The sequence below is a fragment of the Moorena sp. SIO3A2 genome, from assembly GCF_010672265.1.
GTDB lineage: Bacteria > Cyanobacteriota > Cyanobacteriia > Cyanobacteriales > Coleofasciculaceae > Moorena > Moorena producens.
In genome coordinates this window covers 428,559-454,809 of record NZ_JAAHHC010000001.1, presented here as the reverse complement: position 1 = coordinate 454,809, position 26,251 = coordinate 428,559, and the positions used below count along the sequence as shown (strand labels likewise).

General features: G+C 43.6%; 17 protein-coding genes and 1 pseudogene. 11 read left to right on the top strand and 7 right to left on the bottom strand.

The window, feature by feature from the left end; all coding sequences use genetic code 11:
• The first annotated feature begins 45 nt into the window (after nucleotides 1–45).
• Nucleotides 46–1,542: a TldD/PmbA family protein gene (locus tag F6K64_RS01945; RefSeq protein WP_008184862.1), complete on the top strand. Its 1,497-nt coding sequence runs from the start codon at nucleotides 46–48 to the stop codon at nucleotides 1,540–1,542.
• 555 nt (nucleotides 1,543–2,097) lie between these two features.
• Here F6K64_RS01945 and F6K64_RS01940 read toward each other — a convergent pair.
• Entirely contained in the window at nucleotides 2,098–3,738 is a 1,641-nt protein-coding gene (locus F6K64_RS01940) for an SWIM zinc finger family protein (protein WP_008184860.1), read from the bottom strand.
• 117 nt (nucleotides 3,739–3,855) lie between these two features.
• On the opposite strand from F6K64_RS01940, the gene F6K64_RS01935 reads away from it, so the two are divergent.
• Nucleotides 3,856–4,023 (top strand): hypothetical protein, encoded by a 168-nt coding sequence (locus F6K64_RS01935; RefSeq protein WP_154659804.1) that lies wholly within the window; start codon nucleotides 3,856–3,858, stop codon nucleotides 4,021–4,023.
• A gap of 7 nt (nucleotides 4,024–4,030) precedes the next feature.
• Here F6K64_RS01935 and F6K64_RS01930 read toward each other — a convergent pair whose 3' ends face one another.
• Nucleotides 4,031–7,213, bottom strand: a complete 3,183-nt coding sequence (locus F6K64_RS01930) for a WGR domain-containing protein (RefSeq protein WP_008184858.1) — start codon at nucleotides 7,211–7,213, stop codon at nucleotides 4,031–4,033.
• Nucleotides 7,214–7,573: 360 nt separating this feature from the next.
• On the opposite strand from F6K64_RS01930, the gene F6K64_RS01925 reads away from it, so the two are divergent.
• The 3 genes from F6K64_RS01925 to F6K64_RS01915 all read left to right on the top strand — a co-directional run bounded on the left by F6K64_RS01925 (nucleotide 7,574) and on the right by F6K64_RS01915 (nucleotide 12,973).
• Entirely contained in the window at nucleotides 7,574–9,370 is a 1,797-nt protein-coding gene (locus tag F6K64_RS01925; protein ID WP_008184856.1) for a serine/threonine protein kinase, read from the top strand.
• Between the two features lie 615 nt (nucleotides 9,371–9,985).
• Entirely contained in the window at nucleotides 9,986–10,972 is a 987-nt protein-coding gene (gene thrB, locus F6K64_RS01920; protein ID WP_008184855.1) for a homoserine kinase, read from the top strand.
• 387 nt (nucleotides 10,973–11,359) lie between these two features.
• Nucleotides 11,360–12,973: an NAD(P)H-quinone oxidoreductase subunit 4 gene (locus F6K64_RS01915; protein WP_287264725.1), complete on the top strand. Its 1,614-nt coding sequence runs from the start codon at nucleotides 11,360–11,362 to the stop codon at nucleotides 12,971–12,973.
• Between the two features lie 305 nt (nucleotides 12,974–13,278).
• Here the strand turns inward: F6K64_RS01915 and F6K64_RS01910 are convergent, their stop codons facing one another.
• Nucleotides 13,279–14,031, bottom strand: coding sequence for a PAP/fibrillin family protein (locus tag F6K64_RS01910; protein WP_008184849.1), 753 nt, complete (start codon nucleotides 14,029–14,031; stop codon nucleotides 13,279–13,281).
• Nucleotides 14,032–14,167: 136 nt separating this feature from the next.
• On the opposite strand from F6K64_RS01910, the gene F6K64_RS01905 reads away from it, so the two are divergent.
• The 4 genes from F6K64_RS01905 to F6K64_RS01890 are packed head-to-tail and all read left to right on the top strand — an operon-like array spanning nucleotide 14,168 to nucleotide 19,288.
• Nucleotides 14,168–15,604 (top strand): aromatic ring-hydroxylating dioxygenase subunit alpha, encoded by a 1,437-nt coding sequence (locus tag F6K64_RS01905; RefSeq protein WP_287264723.1) that lies wholly within the window; start codon nucleotides 14,168–14,170, stop codon nucleotides 15,602–15,604.
• Entirely contained in the window at nucleotides 15,601–16,161 is a 561-nt protein-coding gene (locus tag F6K64_RS01900) for a 2Fe-2S iron-sulfur cluster-binding protein (RefSeq protein WP_287248092.1), read from the top strand. Before F6K64_RS01905 ends, F6K64_RS01900 begins: the two co-directional genes overlap by 4 nt.
• A 5-nt stretch (nucleotides 16,162–16,166) precedes the next feature.
• Complete coding sequence (locus F6K64_RS01895) at nucleotides 16,167–17,162, top strand: FAD binding domain-containing protein (RefSeq protein WP_287248094.1); 996 nt, start codon at nucleotides 16,167–16,169, stop codon at nucleotides 17,160–17,162.
• Entirely contained in the window at nucleotides 17,159–19,288 is a 2,130-nt protein-coding gene (locus tag F6K64_RS01890) for a xanthine dehydrogenase family protein molybdopterin-binding subunit (protein WP_287264721.1), read from the top strand. Before F6K64_RS01895 ends, F6K64_RS01890 begins: the two co-directional genes overlap by 4 nt.
• 81 nt (nucleotides 19,289–19,369) lie before the next feature.
• On the opposite strand, the pseudogene F6K64_RS01885 reads toward F6K64_RS01890, so the two are convergent.
• Nucleotides 19,370–20,813, bottom strand: a pseudogene (locus F6K64_RS01885) (aromatic ring-hydroxylating dioxygenase subunit alpha).
• A gap of 371 nt (nucleotides 20,814–21,184) precedes the next feature.
• Here F6K64_RS01885 and F6K64_RS01875 point away from each other — a divergent pair.
• Nucleotides 21,185–22,369, top strand: a complete 1,185-nt coding sequence (locus F6K64_RS01875; protein ID WP_287251463.1) for a nuclear transport factor 2 family protein — start codon at nucleotides 21,185–21,187, stop codon at nucleotides 22,367–22,369.
• A gap of 185 nt (nucleotides 22,370–22,554) precedes the next feature.
• Nucleotides 22,555–23,229, top strand: coding sequence for a transaldolase family protein (locus tag F6K64_RS01870; protein ID WP_502708025.1), 675 nt, complete (start codon nucleotides 22,555–22,557; stop codon nucleotides 23,227–23,229).
• Between the two features lie 254 nt (nucleotides 23,230–23,483).
• Here the strand turns inward: F6K64_RS01870 and F6K64_RS01865 are convergent, their stop codons facing one another.
• The 3 genes from F6K64_RS01865 to F6K64_RS01855 are packed head-to-tail and all read right to left on the bottom strand — an operon-like array spanning nucleotide 23,484 to nucleotide 26,247.
• Nucleotides 23,484–24,374 (bottom strand): TauD/TfdA dioxygenase family protein, encoded by an 891-nt coding sequence (locus F6K64_RS01865; RefSeq protein ID WP_008184828.1) that lies wholly within the window; start codon nucleotides 24,372–24,374, stop codon nucleotides 23,484–23,486.
• A gap of 14 nt (nucleotides 24,375–24,388) precedes the next feature.
• A complete protein-coding gene (locus F6K64_RS01860) occupies nucleotides 24,389–25,627 on the bottom strand; it encodes an FAD-dependent oxidoreductase (protein WP_287263824.1) in 1,239 nt (412 codons plus the stop codon).
• A gap of 2 nt (nucleotides 25,628–25,629) precedes the next feature.
• The gene (locus tag F6K64_RS01855; protein WP_287251468.1) at nucleotides 25,630–26,247 is read right to left on the bottom strand and encodes a glutathione S-transferase family protein; all 618 of its coding nucleotides are present in this window, start codon (nucleotides 26,245–26,247) and stop codon (nucleotides 25,630–25,632) included.
• Between the last annotated feature and the right edge of the window lie 4 nt (nucleotides 26,248–26,251).

The following is a 26,251-nucleotide window of genomic DNA, read 5'->3' as shown; positions in this document are numbered from 1 at the left end:
ATATTAGGCATTGTTCTTAAACATTATTTACATACTTTACATACAATGATAAAAGCCTTAGCACCAATTACGACTACTGACTTGGCGAGAGACTTGGCGACACTAGGGATTGATTTAATTCGTAAAGCTGGTTGTGAGTATGGAGATATCCGTATTTGTACTTACCGTAATCAGAACTTAACTGCACGCGATCGCTCCCTTAGCCAACTCTGTGATAATGTTAGTTCTGGTTTTGGAGTAAGAGTGTTACTAAAGGGCGCTTGGGGCTTTGCGGCTAGTCCCTATAAAACTCCAGAGGAAGTGGAACGAATGGTGGCTTTAGCTGTGGAGATTGCTAAAGGTAGCCGCCTGTCTCAGCAAACACAGGTAAGATTAGCCCCAGTAGAAGCCTATCGCGATACCTATATTACTCCGATCGAAATTGACCCGTTTACTATACCAATTACTGAGAAAGCAGATTTACTATTGCGTATCAATAATCAATTGCTTAGCTATAGCGATCGCGGAATTAAAAAGGCTTACTCTTTCCTGCGTTTTACTCGTGAAGACAAGATTTTTGCGTCTACTGTTGATTCCCTAATTGAACAGACTATCTACCGCAGCTATCCAGGTATGGGTTGTACAGCAGTTGCTAATGGGGATGCTCAAAGCCGTAGCTATGAGCGTCCACCTTTAAATATCGGTTACGAGCATATTCAACCCCCAGACCTTTTGAATCAGGTAGAACGGGTAGCAGAAGAAGCAATAGAGAAGGTTCATGCTCCTAAAGGACCTTCTGGTATTCGCAGCACTCTGATTCTGAAGCCTAGTCATCTCCACCTAACGATTCATGAATCGGTGGGACACCCTACGGAACTAGATCGGGTGTATGGCTATGAGTCGAATTTTGCTGGTACTAGCTTTGCCACTACTGATAAATTGGGCAAGCTGCAATATGCTGCTCCTTGGGTGAATTTTAAATGCGATCGCACTCAATCGGGGGGACGTAGTACTTTAGGCTATGATGATGAGGGGGTACCTGCACAAGATTGGTATGTTGTCAAGGATGGCATTTTAGTAGACTACCTCACTGACCGGGAAACCGCTTATCGACTAGGTAATGCCAGTAGTAACGGTTGCGCTTACGCGGATAGTTGGTCAAGTGTACCGATGGTGCGGATTCCTAATTTAGGGTTGGAACCGGGAGCAGAGGGAGGAAGTCACTCTGCCACACTCGCAGAAATGATTGCTGAGACTGAGGAAGGGATTTTAATTGATGGTAGAGGTAGTTTCTCCATTGACCAGCAGCGACGTAATTTTCAGTTTGGTGGAGATGCTTTCTGGAAGGTGGAGAAAGGTAAAGTAGTGGGAATGCTCAAGGATGTTACCTATCATTCTATGAGTACTGATTTCTGGAATAGTGTTGATGCTATTGGAGTGGCTTCGGAACAGGAGCAGTTTGGTACCCATATGTGTGGTAAAGGCGAACCGATACAAATTGCTCAAATGACCCATGCTTGTGTGCCGGTGCGGGTGCGCAATATTCAGATTGGCGGAGCCTAAATCGTTAATTGTTAATGGTTTTTTTATGGTTAGTTGGGCAACTCGATTCATTAGTTTTAGGTAAAAGAGAATGTAATTCTACCATCAATTCTTCAACTCACTATCCAAGATGGAGCAAAAGTATCGGCATTGCTCAATCAAGCAATGCCCTTCTTATTTATTAGAGTCATTTCAATTTATATTGAGAAAACTATTTATTGCTCTAATTGGGTTTCATACGAAAAAGTGTTCCATTGTTATTTGAAATGACTATATTTCAAATCTCAAAAAATTACCTTTTCTGGTTAACCATTCCCAGATTAAGCAACACCAAAAAAACACGCCCAATCCGTTGGTTACCCCTTCGTAAACTCCCTCGGACTAGACTGCTCAACTCAAGCGGGCTCGGGTGCTATCGCTAATTAGTTTTAGGAAAACGAAACCGTAATAGCGATAGCACCCGATAGCCCGCACAGTCACGAGCAGGCTAGTGATGCGTGGTTGAACTTATCGCAGGGACGGCGATCCACCGCCCAGATTGCAAGGCTGTTTACCAACTGCTGGAATGGACGTGATTTATTGAGACTGACGAGCGTGCTGCATCCGCAACGCCAGAATGTGTTCACAAGGACCTTTGTACAGCTTATTTTGCTGATACCAATTACAGGTACACTCTGCCGCTATTATACGCTCATCGGGATCAATTGTCAAAGCGGGATTATAGGTTTTGCTTTTATCTCTGACATTTCCCTGTAGCTGGAGTGTACCTTGAGTGTCTTTTACTGAGGTTACTTGTACGGCATTGTTACTTAAGAAGCGGGTTGCTGTTTCTTCTCGCTGATTGGCAAACCGTAACCGTTCCATGGGTAAGGGCTCTCGAGATAGTTCCCGGACTCGATATACTTGCTTGTTTAAGTCGTAAATGGCTCGTCCGGCTTGGGTGTAAGCTCCTAAGGCACCTAGGACAGCAGTCGGGCTTAAGTCTAAGCGCTGGGCGAGACTGTGGGGACTTTCGACCCAGTTTTCTCTGAGTGCGTCAAAAATGAGTTGTTGAGTCCACTGGTCTACATCTGCACGGGGTGCCATTAAGTCAAAGTTACCCGCTTGTGCCCAATCGTTAGCTGTCCATCCTGATAAGCCGAGGGTAAAGGACATATCCCCTAGGTCAGCTACATAAAAGGATGGCATACCGGTTCCGAGTAGGTGAATGGTAAATTTGTTGGCAATGGGGATAAGACGTTCTAGGATGTGGAGGCGGCGGCGTCCCCAAACTCGGATGACCTGTTCTGATGAACCTTGATAGGGCGATCGCGAACAGACTACTTCGATGTTCCAAGGCTCAAATACTATTCGCACGGGTTCTCCTGGTTTGAGATGGTAACGCATTCCCCGTGGGCCAGTTTTTTCTTTGTGGCGACGCAACACAAAACAGATATTGTGAATATCCATGGGCTGCAAGTCAAAGGTGGTGGCGGGTAAGGCCATGGCGGAACTGACTTGTAGAAATCCTCTTACCCAACTGTCTGGTAGGTCAATTTTGACTTCTTTAAATGCTGCTTCATGGGTGGTTTTTACTTCAAAACCGGAGGGGTCAATTTCAAATTGGGTTGTCTTGTAACTGCGGATTTTTTGAAATTCGTTGTAAAGGGCGGCGGAGTAATCTATGTTTGTTGTACCGCAGGCGAATTCGTTGATAGTTTTAAAAACTTCGTAGCTGGCTCCTAGTCGCCCATAACTGGATTCATCTTGGCTGAAACATTCAAAGAAGACTTCATCGGGATGAACGGTAATTACTGGATCGAGGACAAACCAGGCATCACGGTCTTTCTGATAGAGGTAATTGTAGTACTGTTGTCTGGCTTTATAAAAGGTGGATAATCGTTGATATCGGTTCTGATTTAATTGAGTTAGTTCTGCTTGTAAGGGTTTAATTTTATTGGCGATGTCTTGGCGTTGTGCGGCTATGAGTTGCCAGTCTTGTTGGTCTTGGTTGGCACGCCATTGTTTATACTCGGTTCTGTCTTTGGGTTTGAAGCGTAAATCGGAAAATACTACGTCATGTAGGGCGCTGATGGCTTCTCGAAAGGCTACATTTTTCCCTAATTCACCAATGAAGTAAGTGGGAGGACGCTTGGTGTCTGGGGAGAAGGACATTTGGGTGCTGCTGCCGCGATCGCTAACTGCTGTACTATTTTTATAGGCGTAGTTAAATTCCATGGTTTTTAGGGTATTGAAGTATTTTTTTTATTGTTAAGAAGGGAATCGGGAATTTAGAATTTAGAATTTAGAATTTAGAATTTAGAATTTAGAATCGGGAAAATTATGAAATAGATAATGGAAATAGATAATAAGATTTTTTGGTGTTATCCTGAATCATTACTTTGTTTCATAAGCGATCAGGATATAGTTGAAAATGCTATAGGGTTTCTCGTACTATCGCTACTCCCTATTCCCGACTCCCTCGGTGTGCTTGACTCCCGACTCCCTACAATACACAACTGATAAATCCCTACACTCCTCTTAATTCGGATACTGGTTTAACCTGAATAGGAAGAGGAATAGTAGGATAGTTTTGGTGAATTTTAAGCATGAGCTGAATTGAACGGGCTTTATCACCAATAGCCATTGTGATGGATTGTCGTGTTAATATTTCTGCTACTATTTTAGCAGCTGCTTGGCTTTTTTGGGCTTCAGCTTCTAGAAATGCGAAGACGCGCTGTTTAGCAATTCGTCCGCGATTAACCCGAGACAAAATACTGATAAAGTAAGGGATTAAGTCTTGCAAACGGTCGGGATTATCTACGGCATACTGTTCTAGATAGTTAGTGGCAAATAGCTGCATGTCTTGGCTGGGATGTTCACTAAATTTAAGCAGATAATCTTGACCATAACTCTGCTGAAAGGTACGTAGGACTAAATTCCGCCCAAATTGACGAACATCATCCCGAGTACTGTCACAAATACTGACCATGACTTCAGGTGTCCAGTCTTGTTCGGTAATTTGTTGGCTAAAGAGTTTGGTAGCAAATTCTCGGGAATCCTGCCATTTTGCTTCTAGTAATCGCACTGCGGCTAACATGTCTTGAGAATTGCTACGGATACGGTTGAGCCTTTGCTCAATCATTGTCCAAGCGGCTTGACGGACGGATAGGATTTCATGATTGGCTAGTTTAACAATGTCAGGAATTTTTAATTCTAATCCCCAAGTGGTATAGTTAGCTTGGAGTACTAATCCTACTAATTCTTGAGCGGCTGATGATTTGGCTTGGAGAAGTTCCATCGCGTTGTCTTTGGTAATCATAGTCATCCAGCTGGGTAAGTCTTCTCGTAGCAGTTGGACTAAATCTTGGTGAACACCTTGATGTCTTTCTGGTAGCTGCAATAGGCTAATGATTTCTGTGGCTAGCTGAGTGACAAATTCTGGATATAATTTTCCTAAGCGCTGAATTACTGGACGAATACCTTGACGCAAGTGTGCTTGTTGATTGGTTGCGATCGCTAATACTAAGTCGTAGTCTTGTAGCAACCGTTGATCGGGAAGTTGACCGAAAATCTGAACCCCAATCCCTTGCACTGACTGATGGGAAGCGTTGAGGAGTGATTCAATTAATTTGGGTGGTAAGTCAGCGGCAGGAGTTTCGTGATTGAATAGGATTCTTGCTCCCAATTCCTGGATTTCTGGCATGGGGTGTTGGAGGAGATCTAGTACTACTCCCATACCCAATGTCCGGAGTTGGGGGGTAAAACCTAGAAGCAGGGTTTGAGCAGTGTCTTTGCCGATATCGGTTTGAGTTGGTTCTAGTGCGAGTACTGCTGCAATCATTCGCCCGATTAATACTTTGGCTGTTGCTTCACTTACTATTGATTGAGTCAGTAACTGACGGGCAAAGGTACGGGTATCGGAGTGTTGACTGATCACTAAAGGGATGATCAGCTGGCTGGCGGTAATCAAGTGAGTTGGTATTGCTTGTATCCACTGATGGGCTTGAGTACGAGCTGGTGGAAACTGGCAGTTGGCTAAGGCAAGTAATAAGTCTAGGTTAGGATTGTCGGGATTATCGGAATTATATTTTTGTGTTGCTAGTTCAAAGCCGAGTTGAGCGGTTACTGGGTAGGGTTTGTTAACTAGTCTGATTACAGTATCTGTATCGATTTGATTACAGAATGACTGACATACCCTCAAGGCTTTGGCGGCAAACTGATGAACTTGATGACAGTGGCTTTCTAATAATAACTGTAGCAGTGCGTCTGGATGTTGCTCCCAAAGTTTAGGAAAGGCTTCTTCTCGGACATCTGGCTCTGGATCACCGGGTTTGTAGTTGTCTCGACAACGCCATGCCTGGCTGTTGGGCATTAATACGTAACGGGGACTATTGGTATAGAGAATATGGTTAAAGGTTAAGTAACCGGCATAGCTGTCCCAGTTGCGAGTGTAGCTGGTGCGACGACCGTTGGAGTAGTTCCAGCGATAGAAGGTTGATGTTCTGGCGGGTACTGCATCAGAATCAGAATATTTCAGTAATACCTCTAGGGCTAGATTTATGTAATTGCGTTCGGCTCTGCCGTGCCAAAGGCGATCGCATTCTTCACCCAATTTCCTGAGAGTCCGCCATACCCGCCGCCGTAGATAGTCACGAGTTACGTTGCTGTAAGCCCGTTTAGCATCAGGACTACCGAGGTAATTGGAACGGGGAAGATATTTGCGACTATTTCTGTCCCAGTAATATCGATGCCAATAAGACTGACGAAACATTGGTGGCTCGGTGTCTAGGCGGTAGGCGATAATGCCAAATACTTCCGCATCTTGTCGATATTCGGCAATCTTGAATATGTGGCGAATGGCTTTGAAGTAGTTGGGGCGTAGGGGAGCAGTGCGTAATAGGTTTAGTAGTGCTGGACGCACTTGAGCATTATTAATTTGATATAGGGTATCGAGAACACCAAAACGAGTATAGTCGTTACTGTCTAGATAGGTAACTAGGGCATTAGAGAAGTCAGCAGGATTATCGCTTTCGATATGGGATTGCAATTCGGCAGGCAATTGCTCTATCTGTTGAGAGCGCAACCGTTCTTGAGTTGATGGATCACAGAGTTTCATCCAGGCTTCCCAAGCAATCCGCTTGACAAAGTCTGGAGTTGAAGGGGTTTCATACAAGCGTTGGAGATGAGGAATTACATGCTCATCACCACACCATCCTAAAGCCCAAGCAATGCAGTAGTCTTTTAAGGGTTGATCAGTGCCAATCAGAGGGATAATTAAGGGCGTAGCTTCACGAATTTTTAATTCTCCAGCCCGCCATATCGCTCGGGTTTGGGACCATTTACTAGAGCCTTTACTACTATCTGGATTTGCAATCGCGTTGAGAATGGCTTGATGGCGTGGGTCTTTGGTAACTAAGTTACTGCTAATTAAGTCATTAACCTCTTCTTGAGTCTGACTACTTGATGCTTCAGTTACATCTTGATAGCCTTTCTTGAGTTTTGAGCCAACTAACTGATCAAACACTTGTTGTGCTTTAGCTAAAGCTACCGGCTGAGCAGTTTTTGAACTTTCTTTCAAGGTCTTGCCACGGCGTCCATAGCGAAAGTTAACGATATACTGCTCGTTACCGAAATCACAGAGATCGACTTCGTAGATTTTATCTGAGTTACCAGCTTGATAATGGAGCGTAGTGCGTTTGATCAGTTTCATAGGAGATCAGGGAAAACCCAGTTAGAAGTAGAAACGCCTGTCATTACCACCATATTAAAAAAATTATCTAGTCGCTCCCGTTCCCCAATTAGCAAGCTATCGTAAATAGAAGCACGGTAAGCCCAGCCTAACTGAAAGGATTAAAAGTAACCATTCAGCTCTCAGTTCTCAGCTCTTAGCTCTCAGCTCTCAGCTCTCAACTTATGCGCTACGCGCACGCTACTTGAGTGGCCATTGGCCAACGGCTGACCACTGACTACTGACTACTGACTACTGACCACTGACGGCTGACGGCTGAATGCTTACGATTAAAACTTGCCCATTGCTGCGTAGCTTGACTCTGATGTACCCGATAGACTCATGAGCAATTTTCTAGACTTATCCAGTCATGATTTCAAAGTGATCAGGGAATTGGGTCATAATCGCGCTGGTGGGAGAGTGACCTACCTAGCCCGAAACCAGGTCAATCACCAATTGGTAGTGATCAAGCAGTTTCAGTTTGCTCAACGCAACAGTAACTGGTCAGACTATGAGACCATAGAAGGGGAAATTCAAGTTTTGCGGGGACTGAATCATCCCGGTATCCCCCGTTACTTAGGGTCATTCCAAACCACTAGGGGCTGTTGTTTGATACAAGAATACAAACATGCTCCTTCCTTGGCTGTACCTCGTAGTTTTGACCCGGAGGAGATTAAGCAAATCGCGGTTGGGTTACTCAACATTCTGGTTTACCTACAACATCGGATTCCTCCGATCATTCATCGAGATATCAAACCGGAAAATATCTTAGTAGATGAGACGATCAATGTTTTTTTGGTAGACTTCGGCTTGGCTCGGATTGGTGATAGTGAACTAGCGGTGAGTAGTGTAGCCAAAGGCACTATCGGGTTTATGGCTCCGGAACAGTTATTTGATAAAGCCCTAAGTAAAGCGTCAGACTTATATGGGTTAGGAGCGACCTTGATTTGTTTACTAACTGGTACTCCATCGACTACGATTAATACTTTAATTGATGAAGACTATTGTCTCAATTTTCAGCATCGTCTACCTCAAGTAAGTTTGAGTTGGCTGGAGTGGCTGAAAAGGATGGTAGAGCTGAAACATAAAGACCGTTTTCCTGATGCTGAAACGGCTTTAGAAGCCCTTAAGCCAATCTACGTCATCCGGATTCCAGAGGCAAAACTATCCCAACCTTATCTAGAGTTGAGGGCTAAAAAATTAGGGGAAAAACTGACAAAAACTATTACGATTTGTAACACAGTTCCAGACACAGCCTTAGAAAGCCGCTGGCAAATTGCTCCCCATGTCAGTGACCCACCCCATACTCCCTACTTCCATGACTGGATTCGATTGGACACAGCTGATGTTAATGGTAATCAAGGGTTGTGCCACATTACGATAGATACCAGTAAGCTGATGGCAGACCAAACCTATGAGCGCGAGGTATTAATTCACACTAATGCTGAACACTCAACTCAGGTTTTACCCCTGAAAATCCATACTGCTCCGGTACCAATTGCCACGAAAAAACTTCCCTATCTATCCCTAGCGCTATTGATTGGCTTAGCTACTACAGCTACGTGGGTAGAAACTACGGCTTGGGAGGGAATTGTGAGTAACAGTGGGACAATCGGGATTGCGATCGCAACTTTTGTTTCAGTCTTGGTGGCAATGCTGGGATTGACTGCGGCTGTGACATCTGGGATGGTCTCGAAACTGGTAGCAAAAGTCAGAGCCAGATTTAGTATTCCGTTAAAGGCTATGGATACCGTAGCAGCAGTGTTTTTTGCTGGAGTAGCAGCCCTGTTGGTAGCTGGATTTGGTGCCAAGTTTCGCGCTACGGATAGCGCGATTGCTACCTTTGCAGCAGTGGATGCGGTAGTGTTTATGGCAGCCTTTGAAGGGGAAGGAGTAGCTCAAAGCTGCCGAAAGCGTGGGTTTAGTAAAATCTTAGCCCTAGGAGTGCCTGTGTTATCGGTAGCCTTGGGGATTAGTTTAGGTATCGGTTTGAAACTAGGATTTTTAAATGTGTTGGTACTGATCGCCATTTTAGTGACAGCAGTTCCCTTAGGTGTGATGATTCTCTATCCACCATTAGAGCGTCTGCGGCAAGTCAAAACCTATCGGAAATTAGAGAGAAATTTGATCAAGCCTTAGAGGGTATTTATTTGCAGGAGCGATCGCGCTATTGCTTCCACTCAGTTTTTTGTGACCGCAACAAAATAATAGATCTTGACTCCCTTTTCTTTGTGGGACTATGCTTTATCTACAACGTTTAACAATGTTTAACAATGTTTAACAATGTTTAACAATTAACATTCAACCACGGAAACCGCTATTATATTTTATATTTAATTAGGTAATTTATTATGCCCTATTACCCATTATCAGAAAGCGCTCAGCTATTTTGCTTAGTGATTAACAAAACTTGGTATCTTATAAAATTTTGTAATTTTATAGGTGTTTAATAATTTGGCTTTGGAGTAACAGGTTTTATTAATGTAGAACTCCCCTAGCAGCTGATCGGCCTTTGATGATTTCAAACATGCTCTATCAGCACGCTCTCCACTCACGACTTATCGAATTTTTCACAGGCTGAGAATACACTGATTCAAGATTACCATAGATCATTAATCGTTCTCACTTCTGCCTTGGTGTCGTTTATTCAAAAAAAAATCACTTACGTGCAGCCAACTGTAAATAAATGTACCAAAGCAGGTAGACAGGAGAGCAATTTTTAGGGCAAGATTATTTAGTTCAGAATATTGTCAAATGTCTGTTGTTTCTACGGTCAGGGTTATTGTGCCCGGTACTACCGCTAATCTAGGACCAGGTTTCGATTGCATAGGCGCAGCGTTAACTGTATATAACCAGTTTAAAGTCACTCGCCTGGAGTCGGTAAATTCTGGATCAGTCAAGCTTAAGATTGATGTTACTGGTGTGGAAGCCAAGAAGGTGAGTAGAGATGAGAGTAATCTTGTCTATCGAGCCTTTGTGACCTTATATGAGCGTCTGGGAAAAACTCCGCCTCCGGTACACCTAGAGATTGATTTGGGGGTGCCTTTGGCACGAGGATTGGGCAGTTCGGCAACAGCGATTGTTGGAGGATTGATTGCTGCAAATCAGTTAGCGGGTAAACCTCTTTCTCAGCAGGAGGTAATGGAGTTAGCGATCGCAATTGAGGGGCATCCTGATAATGTGGTTCCAGCGCTTTTGGGGGGATGTCGTTTGACCGGTCGAGGTTTGGTGATGAAACCCCAAAGACCCCAAGAACCAGAAGCACAACAACAGGATTGGGTAGTTTGTGATGTTGCTTGGTCTTCTGATCTGGTGCCGGTGGTGGCAATTCCCGATTTCGAGCTTTCAACACAGGAGGCACGGCAGGTGTTGCCTGATAGCTATAGCCGTGCTGATGCAGTTTTGAATGTGGCCAGTTTGGGGTTGTTGTTGCGGGGTTTGGAGTCTGGTAAGGGGGATTGGTTACGGGTCGGTTTGCAAGACCGGATACATCAGCCTTATCGCCAAAAACTGATTCCTGGTTATGACGCTGTGGAGGCGGCAGCTTTGGATGCTGGAGCCTATGGCATGGTGATTAGTGGGGCAGGTCCTACTTTGTTGGCTTTGGTGAGTGAGTCCCAAGCACCAGCGGTTCAGGAGGCAATGGCGGTAGCTTGGACCGATGCCGGGATTCAGGCTCAAGTGCGATCGCTTTCTCTAGATTGCCAAGGCACCAAGATTGCTCTGGAATTAAGTAGCTAATACCACATCCCATGGTATGACCCCCTGCTGGTTATAGTTGGTAATTGCTTCTGATTACCCCAAACCTCTTATATCATCTCGGGATAATTACCCTTAATAAAAATCTCCCCCATCTGGCCATCTCCCCATCTCCCCACACGTCCCACCCTCCCCACACTTCCGACCCTCCCTCTAATTATGGGTATTCCACCTGACTTGATATGACCCTATACCATAAGGGTTCTGGGGGTGACCCACCTTAACCTAAAATTTTAACAATTCTTTACTTTTTCGGTAGCAATGGCTACTGAAAAAGTTTTTTTTTGGTTTTTTGGTAAAGAACCTTTGCAAAACTTTACTTTACTTAATATACTGAAATCATGTGGCAATAGGTATTTATTCTTAGCTATGGTCTCCGTGAATTTTCCTTGGATAACGACGATTATTCTGCTGCCCCTAGTGGCATCTTTGGTGATTCCGATCATTCCCAGCAAGTGGCTGAGGATGATTCGTTGGTATGCCCTAGGTGTAGCCGTTCTGGATTTTGTCCTAATCATCTATGGGTTTTGGCATCATTACAATTTCCAAAATTCCGAATTTCAGCTCAGGGAAAGTTATACGTGGATACCCCAGCTTGGCATTAGTTGGTCTGTAGCAGTCGATGGCTTATCGATGCCTCTGATTGTGTTAAGTGGCTTAGTCACTACCTTAGCTATTGTTGCGGCTTGGAAGATTAACCATAAACCGCGTCTGTTTTACTTCTTGATGCTGTTCATGTATAGCGCCCAGATCGGGGTGTTTGCAGCTCAAGATTTAGTGTTGTTTTTCCTAATGTGGGAATTAGAGTTGCTGCCAGTGTACTTGCTCATTTCTATATGGGGAGGAAAACAACGCTTCTACGCCGCAACCAAGTTTATTCTTTACACAGCAGCAGGTTCAGTTTTTATCCTGGTCGCCGCGCTAGTGATGGCGTTTGCTGGAGATACAGTGACCTTTGACATGCAAACCCTAGGGAATCGGCATTACCCGATAGCTTTGGAACTAGTAGCTTATGCGGGTTTCTTAATTGCCTATGGTGTCAAGTTGCCGATTTTTCCGCTACATACCTGGTTACCGGATGCACACAGCCAAGCTTCTGCTCCAGTGTCGATGATATTAGCTGGGGTCTTATTGAAAATGGGTGGGTATGGACTGATGCGCATGAATCTAGAAATGCTTCCTCATGCCCATACTTACTTCGCACCAGTGCTAGCAGTATTAGGTGTGGTCAATATTATCTACGGTGCTTTGCTTGCCTTTAGCCAAGACAATCTCAAACGACGACTAGCTTACTCGTCAATTTCCCACATGGGTTTTGTGTTGATTGGCATTGCTTCGTTCACTGAATTAGGAATGAATGGAGCTATCTTACAAATGCTTTCCCATGGGTTAATCGCTGCTGCCTTATTCTTCCTATCTGGTGTCACCTACGAACGTACTCATACGCTAGCGATGGCAAAAATGGGAGGAATGGCGCAAGAAATGCCCAAAGCATTTGCCCTTTTCACTGCTGGTTCCATGGCATCCCTAGCCTTACCAGGAATGAGTGGTTTTGTGGGTGAGTTGTCAGTCTTTCTTGGAGTCACCACTAGCAGTGTCTACAGCTCATCTTTCAAAGTAGTCATCGTTCTATTAGCAGCAGTGGGATTAATCCTAACTCCGATTTATCTGCTTTCACTGCTCAGACAGGTATTTTTCGGTAAAAATAACTCTGGCATAATTATTGAGAAATACCTAGGGGATGCCAAGCCTCGCGAAATTTTCGTTACCGCTTGTCTGTTAATCCCTATTATTGGGATCGGTCTTTATCCGAAGCTAGTCACTCAAACCTATGATGTAAAAACTGTAGCGGTTGCTGCTCAAATGCGCCAATCCTTACCACTCATTGTTCAAGAGGAATCACCTCTATACTCTGGTACCTTCACAGCGCCACAGTTAGCCAAAACCAAGGCTCAACCTATTCTTGGGGTTACCCAGTATTGATTAGTTCCTGTTTGCGATTAGCGGGAGTTAAACAAAAAGAACGCCCCAAACCAAGTAGGAGCATCTAACTTTGGAAGAAACATACCGCAAATAGCTATATCATGGTGATTCTACAGCAAAAATAAAACGATATATTTGCCAAAATGAGATGCTCCCAACAAATCGGGTGCATCTTACTTTTTTGAGGCAAAACGCGAGTCTGATAAACCCCATTTTCCATTGCTGTATGGCTTTTAAAATTAGTAGGTGCGCTTCACCCATTAAGAATTAAATTCGCGAGGGGTCGCACCTGTGGATTTCACAGACTAAATTTCACAGACTAAAACTGTACCCTTTTCCCCACGAGTTATTCTGAGTTCCTCATCCAGATAGAGAATTTGTAGACGACCTTTGGGCGATCGCTTCATGGTAAATGCTAATTCTCCAGTATCTGGGTTCATCTCTTGGGGGGGTACTAAACCGAACATCAACTTCAAAAAACCAGACATCAATTTTTCTGTCCAACTTTTCTGTGAAGATGGGCATTGATCACCAAAAATTGCTTGCCAATCTTTTAGATTTGTTGATGGATGGGGGGCTAAAATAGCTCCTGTAAATTGTACTTGTAACACCCAATCACTAACGGGATAACAAACGCCTTGGTTGCGTACAATTCCCTTGATTTGAGCCATAGACTCATCAACGGTCGTAAATTCCACAACGATATCATGACTACGCTGTTGACCATCTCCCAACAAAAATACAGGTTGGAGAACTCGGTCAATCACCAGTTTTAATCCTGTGGGTTGAAACATATTAAACGCAAGACGACCGAGAGTGTAAGCATACTGACCCTCTGCCAGTTGCTCTCCTCCGGGAAAATTAGGTGTGCTAATTAACAACCATTCATGATCCAGGAGTTCCCCATGACGTGTTGGTGCTGTTGTGGGATTGAGTTGAGATAAATGATTAATTGCAGCAATTACGGCTTCATGCTTAGTATTTCCACCACAAGCGGCAAGCACTTGACGCAAGGCTGTTTTAGCTGATGTACGTTTTTCTGAATCTACGACTACCATATCATTGAAAATTTTAGCTGTCCTGATGATGCTACTTTATATCATCCTATATTGTTAATTTTTTATTGACTATTTTTTTAAATTTTGTTACATTTATTCTGATTAATAATCCAATAATTTACAAAATAATCCTACTATGTCTAGCAGCGTTTTACAGTCCGTAACCTCTCAAAATAAGGCAGTGAAAAAACTGGGATTAGGTGGCTATAATTCAGATTTTTTTGACTGGGAAGAAGTTTGGTATCCTGTTTTTTACGTCGAAGATTTAGACAAATCCCAGCCCACTCGCTTCACTTTGTTAGAGCAGGATATTGTCCTCTGGTGGGACAAGCATGAACAGATGTGGCGAGCGTTTGTCGATCAATGTCCACACCGTTTGGCTCCACTGTCTGAAGGTAGAATTAATCAGGATGGACGGCTAGAATGTCCCTATCATGGCTGGGCTTTTTCCGGAACAGGCCAGTGTGAGGTCATTCCACAGCAAAAAGAAAGGGGAAAGGCTGAAATTTCCCAACGTGCCTGTGTCAATTCACTACCGACTAAAATTGCTCAAGGATTGTTATTTGTTTATCCTGGACAAGCTGAGAATGCGGCTCAAACTAAGGTTCCCATTGTTGATGCCTTAGAAGAAGACCCGGACGGTTGGATTTGCTTGAATACGTTTCGGGATTTGCCTTATGATGCCCTAACATTGATGGAAAATGTACTCGATCCCAGTCATATTCCTTACACCCACCACCGCAGTGTCGGTAACCGCGCTAATGTATCTCCTGTGGAATTGGAGGTTGTAGAATCCGGGAAGTGGGGATTTAAAGGGGTTTGGGCAGAAGGTCCCCGTAAAGGAACCCTAGGACGACAGGATACGACCTTTATTGCTCCTGGACTGATGTGGCATGACCTCACCTCCAAGCAGTTTGGCAGGACACTAACAGTTGTGTACGCAACTCCCATTCGCAAGGGAGAGTGTCGGCTATTTGCCCGCTTTCCTTTTAAGTTTTCCTCCAAATTACTAGGGTTATTTCTGAAACTAACTCCTCGGTGGTATTCCCATATTGGGCAAAATAATGTTTTGGAAGATGATCAGATTTTCTGGCATTACCAAGAAAGATATCTCGAACAACAAGGGGGTAGTGGTAATTTTAATAAAGCGTTTTATTTGCCAACTAAAGCCGACCTATTTGTATTCCAGTTGCGTTTTTGGGTGAATCATTATAGTATCGACCCATTTCCAGGAAAAACTCTACCACCATCACTACCTAAGGAAGTTCTATTAGAAAGGTATCATTCCCACACGCAAAAATGCGCGAGTTGTCGTGGGGCTTTAGCGAACTTGCAACGGTTAAGGCTGGGATTAGCTGTAGGGACTGCACTGGTTTGGGTATTGCTTCCGTTACTGGTATTTATCCACCCTGAGGTATCTATTGTTACTGTTATTATTTTGACTGTAGCTGTTTTAATTAGTGGGGGAGTTTGGTTGGCTTTGGGTAAGTTGGAGCGGCAATTTTACAAAGGAAGGGAAATTCCACCCCGTAATTGGCCAGAGAAAGTTTACAAGGAGGCGAAGCCTAGATGAATGTGACTCTTACCATTAATGGTGAACAGCACACCCTCACCATTGAACCCCGTGTAACACTCTTAGATGCCCTACGTGAATATTTGGGATTAGTCGGGAGTAAAAAGGGGTGCGATCATGGACAATGTGGAGCTTGCACTGTTTTAATTGAGGGTCAGCGAGTTTATTCCTGTCTCGCGTTGGCTGTAATGCAGGAGGGAAAAGAAATTGTCACCATTGAAGGCTTGGCAACAGGGGATACTCTCCATCCGGTGCAGGAGGCATTTATTGACAATGATGGCTTCCAATGCGGCTATTGTACCCCAGGGCAAATTTGCGCTTCTGTGGCTCTTTTGGAGGAAGTTAAACGGGGTTGTGTTAGCGCGGTGACACCAGATTTGCATAGTCCTCCGCAACTAGCTGAACTCTCCGAGGCGGAAATTAAGGAACGACTGAGTGGGAATCTCTGCCGATGCAGTGCTTACAATGGTATTGTGGCAGCCGTACAGCAGGTAATTGGACAAAAACCACCTTCTCCTGTGGCAGCGGTTATGGTTAGTGAATCTGGGGATCAGTAAGCATCATGAATAACTTCACCTATACCCGTGCCACCTCCTGGTTAGATGCGGTAAACCAGGCAGTTGCTGACCAAAACTCGATGTTTATTGCTGGTGGAACGAATTTAGTTGACCGTCTGAAAGTATTCTTAGATCAGCCATCGCAACTGATTGATATCTCTCGGTTACAGATGCAGAACATTGAACCGATGGCTGATGGTAGTCTGCGTCTGGGAGCGCTAGTTAGTAATACAGCAGTGGCAGACAATAGTGATATTCGCCGCAACTATCCCATGTTAGCTAGGGCAATTCTATCTGGCGCATCTCAGCAAATTCGCAACATGGCTACAGTGGGGGGAAACCTGCTGCAACGTACCCGTTGTCCCTATTATTACGATACCGCCTTTGCTTGTAATAAACGGCAACCAGGGACAGGCTGCCCCGCAATTACGGGAATTAACCGTAGTCACGCCATCCTTGGGGCCAGCGAGCAGTGTGTAGCAGTCCACCCGTCAGATATGTGTGTTGCCCTAGCTGCATTGGATGCGGTGGTGGAAGTAGCAAGTGCCCAAGGGCAAAGGCAAATACCTTTTACAGATTTCCACCGTCTACCAGGAAATACACCCGAGCAAGACACCAATTTAGAACCAGGGGAGTTAATTACGGCTGTGATTCTGCCGAGCTTATCCTTTGGGAAATCTGGGGTTTATTTGAAAATACGCGATCGCGCTTCCTATTCCTTTGCTTTAATTTCTGTGGCGGCGGCGGTAAACTTGCAAGGGGAGCAAATCCAAGCTGCACGCTTGGCAATGGGTGGGGTAGCACACAAGCCTTGGCGAGCAACAGCAGCAGAAGAGTTTTTGATTGGTAAGTCTGCGGATGTAGCAACATTTACCGAGGCTGCAGAAATTGCCTTGGACTTAGCCAAACCTTTAACTCACAACGGTTATAAAGTTGAACTGGCAAAGCGGGCGATTCGTCGCGCCCTCATGGTTTCTGCTCAAGGAGGAGGGGTAGCATGAATCAAGTAACTGGTACTAATATTAACCGCAAGGATGGACGAGCAAAGGTTACAGGGACAGCAACCTACGCTGCTGAACATCAAATTCCTGGTTTAGTTCATGGTTATCTGGTGACTGCTAACATTGCTCATGGGCAGATTAAAAGTATTGATACCCAAGCAGCAGCAACAGCACCAGGGGTAATTGCGGTTTTCACTCATAAAAACCCGCCGACCGTATCTAAACCAGCTAACGATTTTTTAACCTCAAAAATCTACGAGGCACGACTACCCTTATCAGATGACCAAATTTACTACGCAGGGCAAATTGTTGGTTTGGTAGTCGCAGATACCTTTGAACGGGCACGTCACGCTGCCCATTTAGTTAAGGTAGAATACGTCACCCAAGAACCAATTCTAGAAACCAGCAAAGCCACCTTTAACGAAGCTCCACCCATGCTTGGGCAACAGATGACGTTTGAGAAGGGGAATTTTGCTGCTGGGGACTTTGCCAGTGCCATGGCAGGTGTAGGAGCCGAGATTACAGCTACTTACACAACTTCCAGCGAACTACACGCACCGATGGAACCCCATGCTATCATTGCTCACTGGCAAGATCCAGACACCCTGACTGTCTACGAACCATCCCAGTGGGTAATCGGTAGTCAGCGTACCTATGCAGAGCTGTTTGGACTTCCCCCGGAAAAAGTCCGTATTATCACACCTTTTATTGGTGGGGGTTTTGGTTCTAAAGCCTTCCCTTGTCCCCATGCCATTCTTGGTGCAGCAGCTGCCCGTCAACTGCAACGTCCCCTGAAAGTTGTTCTCAGCCGTCGGCAAATGACCGCCAACGCCGGACACCGGTCTGAAACGGAACAAACGATTCGTTTAGGGGCAAATGCTGATGGTAGCTTGATGGCGATCGACCATGGGGTTAAATCCTGTACCTCACCAGTTGAGATTTTTACTGAACCTTGTACAGGCATTACACCAGCTATGTATGCTGCACCCAATCTGCGAACCCGTCAGGAATTGGCGGTGATGAACGTCGGCACACCTACATTCATGCGTGCCCCAGGGGAAAATCCGGGGTTATGGGCACTAGAATCAGCCATGGATGAATTGGCGTGGGAGTTAAAAATCGACCCAGTGGAACTGCGGTTAAAAAATGAAACTAAGGAACACCAGCGCCAGGGTTTACCTTTCTCTGCCAAGGATTTCGGGGAATGTTTGCGGCTGGGTGCGGAACAATTTGGGTGGCAAGATAGACCAAAACAGGTGCGTTCCCTCACCCGTGATGGTAAGCTGATTGGTTGGGGCATGGCGGCATCAACCTTCCCCGCTTTACGGGGTTCAGCCACAGTCACAGTGCGGTTGTTAGTCGATGGTACTGCCCATATCCTCACTAGTGGTAATGACATGGGTACTGGTGCATATACCATTGTTGCAGGTACAGCAGCCGAGGTATTGGGGCTAGCTGTAGAACAGGTACGGGTGGAGATGGGAGACTCCTTACTCCCAAATGGTGGGATGGCGGGTGGTTCCCAAATGACAGCAACCCTTGTACCAGCAGTGATGGCGGCTTGTGAAGAGGTTTTACAGACAGCTAAAGCGAAAACAGCCCAAGAAGCCTTTGCCACCCTGCATCAGTCGGGACAAGCTGCTTTTGAAGCGACAGCCTCTTCTGCAGCCGGTGAAGAGGGCAAGAAATGGGCATTCCAATCCTGGGGGGCACATTTTTGTGAAGTCAGCGTAGATGAAGACATTGCCCGCTTGCGCGTCAACCGTTGGGTGTCTGTGATGAATATTGGGCGAGTAATGAATGCCAAAACTGCAGCGTCTCAGATACGAGGTGCCGTAATTATGGGTATTGGGCACGCCTTGATGGAAGCCTGTGATTTGGACCCCAATATTGGCTATCCTGTGGTTTACGACCTGGCTACCTATAATTATCCCAGTCATGCAGATATTCCCCGGATTCAGGTGACATTTGTGGGGGAACCCGACTATAACTTCAATCCCGCAGGGGTGCGGGGTGTGGGTGAAATTGGGATTACAGGAGTATCGGCTGCGATCGCTAATGCTATTTACCATGCTACAGGTAAACGTATCCGTGATTTACCAATTACACCGGATAAGTTGTTGTGACACACGGAATGGGAAGGCGTTGCATTTAACGCCTTTTATGTTATGTGATCATGTTTATGTGATCATATTTATGTGATCATGTTAATTTTCATATAAGTCAACCACGGGTAAACCTTTTTTGGGAATGCTGCTGATAAATCTTTCCCGAATTGAGCCTAGTTTATAGGAGCAAATTAAACTCAATATGCCCAACAAAACTGGGATCAAAACTAGTCTTATCTGCAGATTAATTAGTATTAGTAATAACGCTAAAATTGCCAAGACTGCGGTAAAATTTAGACAATAATCTTTGATTTTATCTATCAACACGCTTAGATTGCCGACAACTAGGGCAATGCTTTGTATGTCTGTGCCAGCGATCATATAATTGCTCATCACTTAATTCTTGGAAAGGTGCTTCTGTTAATCCCTGCCATGCCGGTTTACCACCGGCAAACTCATCTAACCATTTGCGAAAAGTAACGATGCCAACGTCAGCTACTGAAGGCATAAAATATGACTTTTGCCAAGTTTGATTCCCTATAGATTCGTTAACAGCTTGGGAGTGCATCATTGATAAATCTTGGTTACTCAACTTATAACTAGATGAATGTTTTAACCCTGTTGGTAAATATTTAGGCAGTAGTTCAAACCAGAAGTTACGTTTTTGTGGAGGACTATCATTCATAATAAACTTACCAATGTGTTTACAATAACCTGGTTTTGTGGGCACAAAATATAACTGAAATAAAGCACATTTACCATTGGAATATTTGTAGATTGTTGTATTAGAACAGGGTGGGGTAAAATTCCGCGTCGCATCCATATCTTTGTTAAAAATATTGTAACCAGAATGCTTTAACGTAAAACCAGCCTCAGCAGACATTTCTCCAAATACTTCAAACTGTTGTATGGGAAGCGCTCTTTCTGGAGAAAATCCAGCAATTCCTTTATGTAAAAATTGGGCGTGAGAAGGGTCAAAACTACTTTCAACAGAGACAGTGTAACCAACAGGAACTTCTGACATAAACCAATCTGTCTCAGACTTATAAAGCTGAGATTCAGCCATTACCGCAGGCTGTTTTAAAGTGCAATCTTCAAAAGCAGTAGGACTATTATCTGCCCATATCCATAATAATCCTTGTAGCACTTGAGTAGGATATGTTGTTACTTGCGAACGCTCACTATTACAAGCAGTTTCTAAAGCCTTTTCATCACTCAACATGGGGATAGTTGTACATTTTCCTGTCCCATCAAAACACCATCCATGATGACGACAAATTAGGTTACCATTTTCATTTATACTTCCTAAAGATAACTGCGCCAATTTGTGAGGACAAGTATCATCCATTGCTACCCATTTTTGATGTTTGTCTCTCCAGATTACCAGCTTTTTACCCAGCAAAGTGATAGGGGTCGGACGAGAGGGTTCCAGATAGCTGATCGGAGTGATGGGATACCATTGTTTAGTCCATGTAAATTTTTTTTCTTCTTCCCATTGTTGCGAGTTATTTGTAGCTTTTTTATCTTTGAGTTCTGAGGTCATTACTCAATCTTTTTATTTATGGTACTTAATATGATTTTATTATAATGAACAGCTAAGGTAAATTAAACTCAAGGGTAAGCATTCAGGTGATGGGGTTGACAAAAAGGGAAGGAGGCAATTGAGACCTGGAGTTCAAAAGCTGGTCATGCTGCGGGATTGTTGCTATTGTCTTTGAGGCACAAGTCCCAGCAATGGTAGTATTTCCAAGGGCCACCCACAAGTTCCACCCGATAATAATCGAGCAGAGCGCTCTTTGCGTTTGGCAGTGACAACCGCGTAAAGTGGCAGGGGGGTCTCTCTCCTGGAATGGGTTTGAGCGTTCGGCAACATTACACCTGAATGCTTACTTAAAATCTAAAATCTAAAATCTCATGACCACACCTGCCCATAATCTGATCCAGTCCATGTATGAAGCAATCAATCGTAGGGATGTTAACGCTGCGATGGAGTGGATAGACGACCAGTGTATTTACGAGGATCTCAACTTTTCCCAACCATTCAAAGGAAAGGAAGCTGTCAGACAACTTCTGGAAGAATCCTGTCAAGGTATCCCGGATGATTTAAAATTTGTCATTGACGATATCACCACAGGGGATCCCCTGGCAGTAGGAGTACTATGGCACGTTGAGTTAGACGGCATTCCCTTTCCCAACGGACGAGGTGTTAGCTTTTATCGTTTTTCTGAGGTAACTGGCAAGTTAGTTTTAGCCCGTGATCTGGTTGAACCCCCCATAAAACCAGGGAAGGCCGCATTCTTTATCATCCGACTGGTATCTCCGCTGATACGGCGACTGCTGAAACCTCGGCAAAATAAAAGTACCAGGCAAATCTCTACCTTAGGCCAAGGGATTCCAAAAAGTCAAGGGTTTCTTGCTATAGTATTTGGGTTAATAGCGATCGCTTATATTTACATTCTGTTGCTATCTCCGCCAGGGCAACTTATTCCAGGGGAACCCGCTTGGGCTATTCAACCAGAAACTATAGAGGAAATAGTAAATGAATCTCTGAATTTTTTCTTTATTTTACCCCTTTTGAACCTCGTAGGCATTCATTATCTAGAAGCACCAGTGGTTCATCCTAGCTTAGAAGCACTCTTCAACTTTGCCGAAGCTTGGATTTTTATGTTTTTACCTCTACTCCTCGTCGATAGAAGGACAAATCATCTCCCCAAGATTCTCATTTGGAGTCTGGCGATGTTCGGAACCAATGCTGTTGTTACCCCTTATATGGCACTGCGCTATAATACACCAATTCCTCCAGTAAAGGAGGAAACGAACAAGGGAATATTAGCTCATGTATTTGGTTGGACAGGAATGATAGTGGGGATCATTGCCTTAGTTTGGGGGGTTATGGGACGACCAGAGTTTGGAGATTTGGTCGAGAGAATGAACTATTTTGGGGAGCAATTGATGACGAACCGACTTACATTAGCTTTCTGTGTAGATTTATTACTTTTTTCCCTTTTTCAGGCTTTACTTTTGAGGGCAGTTAACAGCAGGATTGGGTGGTTTCGATTTATACCTTTCTGGGGACTTGCGCTATGGCTAATTCTATGATTTGCTTGGAGGTTAGCTCAGCAGAAGCGAAAGCAATTTGTTGCCCAAAATCACTTTTATTCTCAAATCATAACTATATGGTTTTGGCATCATCTGGTGTTCAATATCAAAAAGTTTACCTTAAAGCTTACATAACTGTGCTGCGGAGCATTTTCAGTCAGGAAAGGTTTAATCAGGAGTTAATAATGTTAGAACTATATTTAGACAGTGCCGATGTTGAACAAATAGCACGTTTTCACTCTTGCTTACCGATTAAAGGAATAACAACCAACCCCAGTATTCTGGCTCAAGCCAACATCGGTGTCAATCAACTACTTAAAGACGTAAATCCTATACTAGGAAATGAGGTACGTTACCACATTCAAGTTATCAGTCAATCTGTAGATGAAATTATCTTGGAAGCTGAGAAAATAACAGCTTTACCCTATGATATTGTGGTTAAAATTCCCGCCACGGAAATAGGTCTGGTGGCAATGAAACAGTTACATCGGAAGCAGATACCTCTATTAGCTACGGCAATTTATACAGTTCAACAAGGTTTTTTAGCTGCACTAGCAGGTGCAGATTATTTAGCTCCTTATGTAAATCGAATTGATGTTTTTGGGGGAAATGGTGTCACAGTTGTGGAGCAACTTCAACAACTTGTCCAACAACAAAATCTAAGTTGTTGTTTATTACCTGCTAGTTTTAAAAATTCGCGTCAAGTTTTAGAAGTATTACAAGCAGGAGTTGGTGCGATTACTTTGCCTGTAGGTTTAATGGAACAAATGGTTTCACATCCGGCTATACCTTTGGCAGTTGAAAAATTTAATACTGATTGGCAACAAGTCTTTGGTGATAAATTAGCTTTTGAAACTTAATGTGACCTGAGTTTTGGATAAGAAAACAGGCAGATAGAGAGACCATACATAAACATACATATAGAGTTTATTGCAGTTATGAGGTACAGTCTTCTTGGACGTTAATTCCCTGTTAGGTGCGCTTGACCCATTAAGAATTAAATTCGCCACGGGTCGCACCTCTTGATCCAGCGCATCGCTATTCCCTATGCCCTCTTATCTCTTCCCTGTTCTCTTTTTCCTTGAGCGACTTGTCAAACTGCTGATACATTATTTCATTGACAATCCACAACTCCTAACCGTAATCCAATACGCTGGTATTTGGTAGAATCATAGAAAGTTCCCCGGTGCATTACTTGTGAGTTATCCCAAAAAATAATATCTCCTGGCTCCCAAACATGGGAATATACAGGGGTGCGTTTTAAAACAGTCTGAAACAAATCTTGCCAGTATTGTTTGGCTTCTTCTCGTTTATCTTCCATACCCAGAGGAATTGCTGTGTTCCAAGAACCCAAATATAATCCTTTTTGACCCGTAACTTTGTGAGTTGAAACAATGGGATGGACTTTTTTAGGAACATCATCCCAGTCAAGATTTTGACGATCAAACATGGGTGGCATTTGATACATTGATATTCCTTCTAATTCCTTTTGATAACTAGGATCAAGATTGTTATAAGCTTCTACTAAGTCTAAATATTCTGTGGTGTGAGGTTGTCCATTTTCTCCCTCTTCAGGAACTTTTATAGTGTAGAGCATGACAACATACAGTGCATTCATATCTAATTCTTCTCTTCTGGGTACTCCATCTTTATCTTGATGCCACACCCGGGCTCCATAAATCTTTTCAGGAGGTTCTTGATCAAATCCTTTAGGATTACCTAAAATAGCTGTATATTGGCTCTGGATATCTGGAGGGAGATCGGGGTCTAAAGAAAAAGAATTACCTCCAAACATCAAATTTCCAAAAGTTTTTATGGCAAATTCTTCTAACTCCGATGCAGTAAGCTGTTGATTTTTGACAACAATCACACCATGTTCCCATAGAGATTGTTTTAATTCATGTCTTTGTGAATCGGTCAGATGCAGTAAGTTACATCCTGGAAGGACTTCCATTCCTAGTCTAGATTTATATTGTGTTTGTTTTAATGGATTTTTGATAATCATAAAATTTACTGTTTCTAGAGACTAGAATAATTATAATCGAATTTAACCTCAGGCTTATAGTTAAAAACCCAATCTTGATATTCTTCGCTACTCATCTGTGACTGTTCCTGGATTTGCTGATTAGCAGTCTCTCTATCGGTTGTGTAGTAACGCATTTCACCCAAAGCGCTACGGGTTTGCATCAGTTGGGTACGGGGTATACGACGGTGTTCATAAGTAGCCAGAGCTTCTTCAATGCTCGATGCTTGGGAACAGCAAAATGCTAGTTCATAGGCGTCTTCAAACGTACTATTGGCTCCCTGTGCCATAGCAGGAGCCATTGGGTGAGCCGCATCACCCAACAACGTAACTCTGCCTTGACTCCAATATTTTAGCGGTAAGCGGTCGCAAATTGGTCCGGCCAAAATGCGCTCTGCTGGTGTTGCTTCCACAAGCGATCGCAATGATTCTCCCCAGTCCGCTAATTGATCGAGAACCCGAGATTTGACCTCAGCCGCATCTTGGGAAACAATACAATCTGGTAATAACTTACGATATAGCCAGGAAATATGCCCATCACCGACATTTAGGAGGTACATAAATTCTTGATTACCTTTCACAAATCCGAGTTCACCGGGATTAAGTAATTCTTGGTTACATTTGATAACAGTACGCCAAGACATACTTCCTAAATAGCGGGGTTTACCGTCTCCAATTAAAGCTTCTCTAATGGCAGAATTTATACCATCGCCTCCAATTAGCAAATCTGCACTAACCTTTTCCCCGTTATCAAAATATATTGACACGTGACGGTCGTATTGTTCAAAACCGATGCAGCGATGGTTAAGATGAATACTATCAGATGGTAACTTAGATGCCATAATTTGCTGCAAACGCCACCACCAAACAGTTATCAATGGCTGACCATATTTATCATCAAATCTGCTTGCTGGGTTAGTGCGAAGTGTTTCACCTTGAGTATTCTTTAAAACGCTTTTCCTAACCTCACAACCTGACTTTTTGATAGTTTCTACTATCCCCGGTTCAATAGCATCAAGGAAATTTAAACCATTTGGTAACAACCCCAAACCACCACCAACGGGCCGAAAATCTTGAGCTTTTTCGTAAACTTGGACATCATACCCCCATTTCCGGAGTGCTATAGCAACAGCCAAACCTCCAAGTCCAGCACCAATAATCGCCACTTTTTCCATAAATGGTTTGGATGACTTCCCCATTTGAGTTTTTTCTTGTGCGCTTGCCTGTAGTTTCATACTTAATTTAACGGCATAGGAACAGTTGACTTGACCGACTCACGCTCGTGTAATTTCTCGAACCAATTTCCTAAGTTAGGATACCGCGAACCCCAATCTTTATCCAAGCGAAGGCTGTAGTAACCCAAGGAACATAACGCTGCTACATCTGCTGCTGTCCATGTGTCATTGCCTAATAAGTATTGAGATTGGGCTAATTGTTGATCAAAAATTGGTAAAAGGCGATTAATTGACGTTTCTAATTTGGTTCGATAATCAGTTACCTCTAAATTATTAGTCAAATTTAAAAGCCATAAATTGATGATATTATCACCTAAATAATCAGCGATTTCTTCCCATTTACGACATTCAAGCTTTGCCTGATAATTACTTGGATAAAAACTAGGTTGTGGATAGGTTTCGTCTAAATACTCTGCAATTAATGTAGAATCCCAAATAACTGTACCATCTTGTTCTACAAACACAGGGACTTTACCAATGGGAGAAATTTTAATAAATTCAGACGGTTTATTCTTAAGATTAACTTCTTTGAGTTCGCAATCTAATTTTTTTTCAGCTAACAATATGCGAATTTTACGAGAAAAGTTTGATTGCTGGTGATAATACAATATTCTATTCATCAAA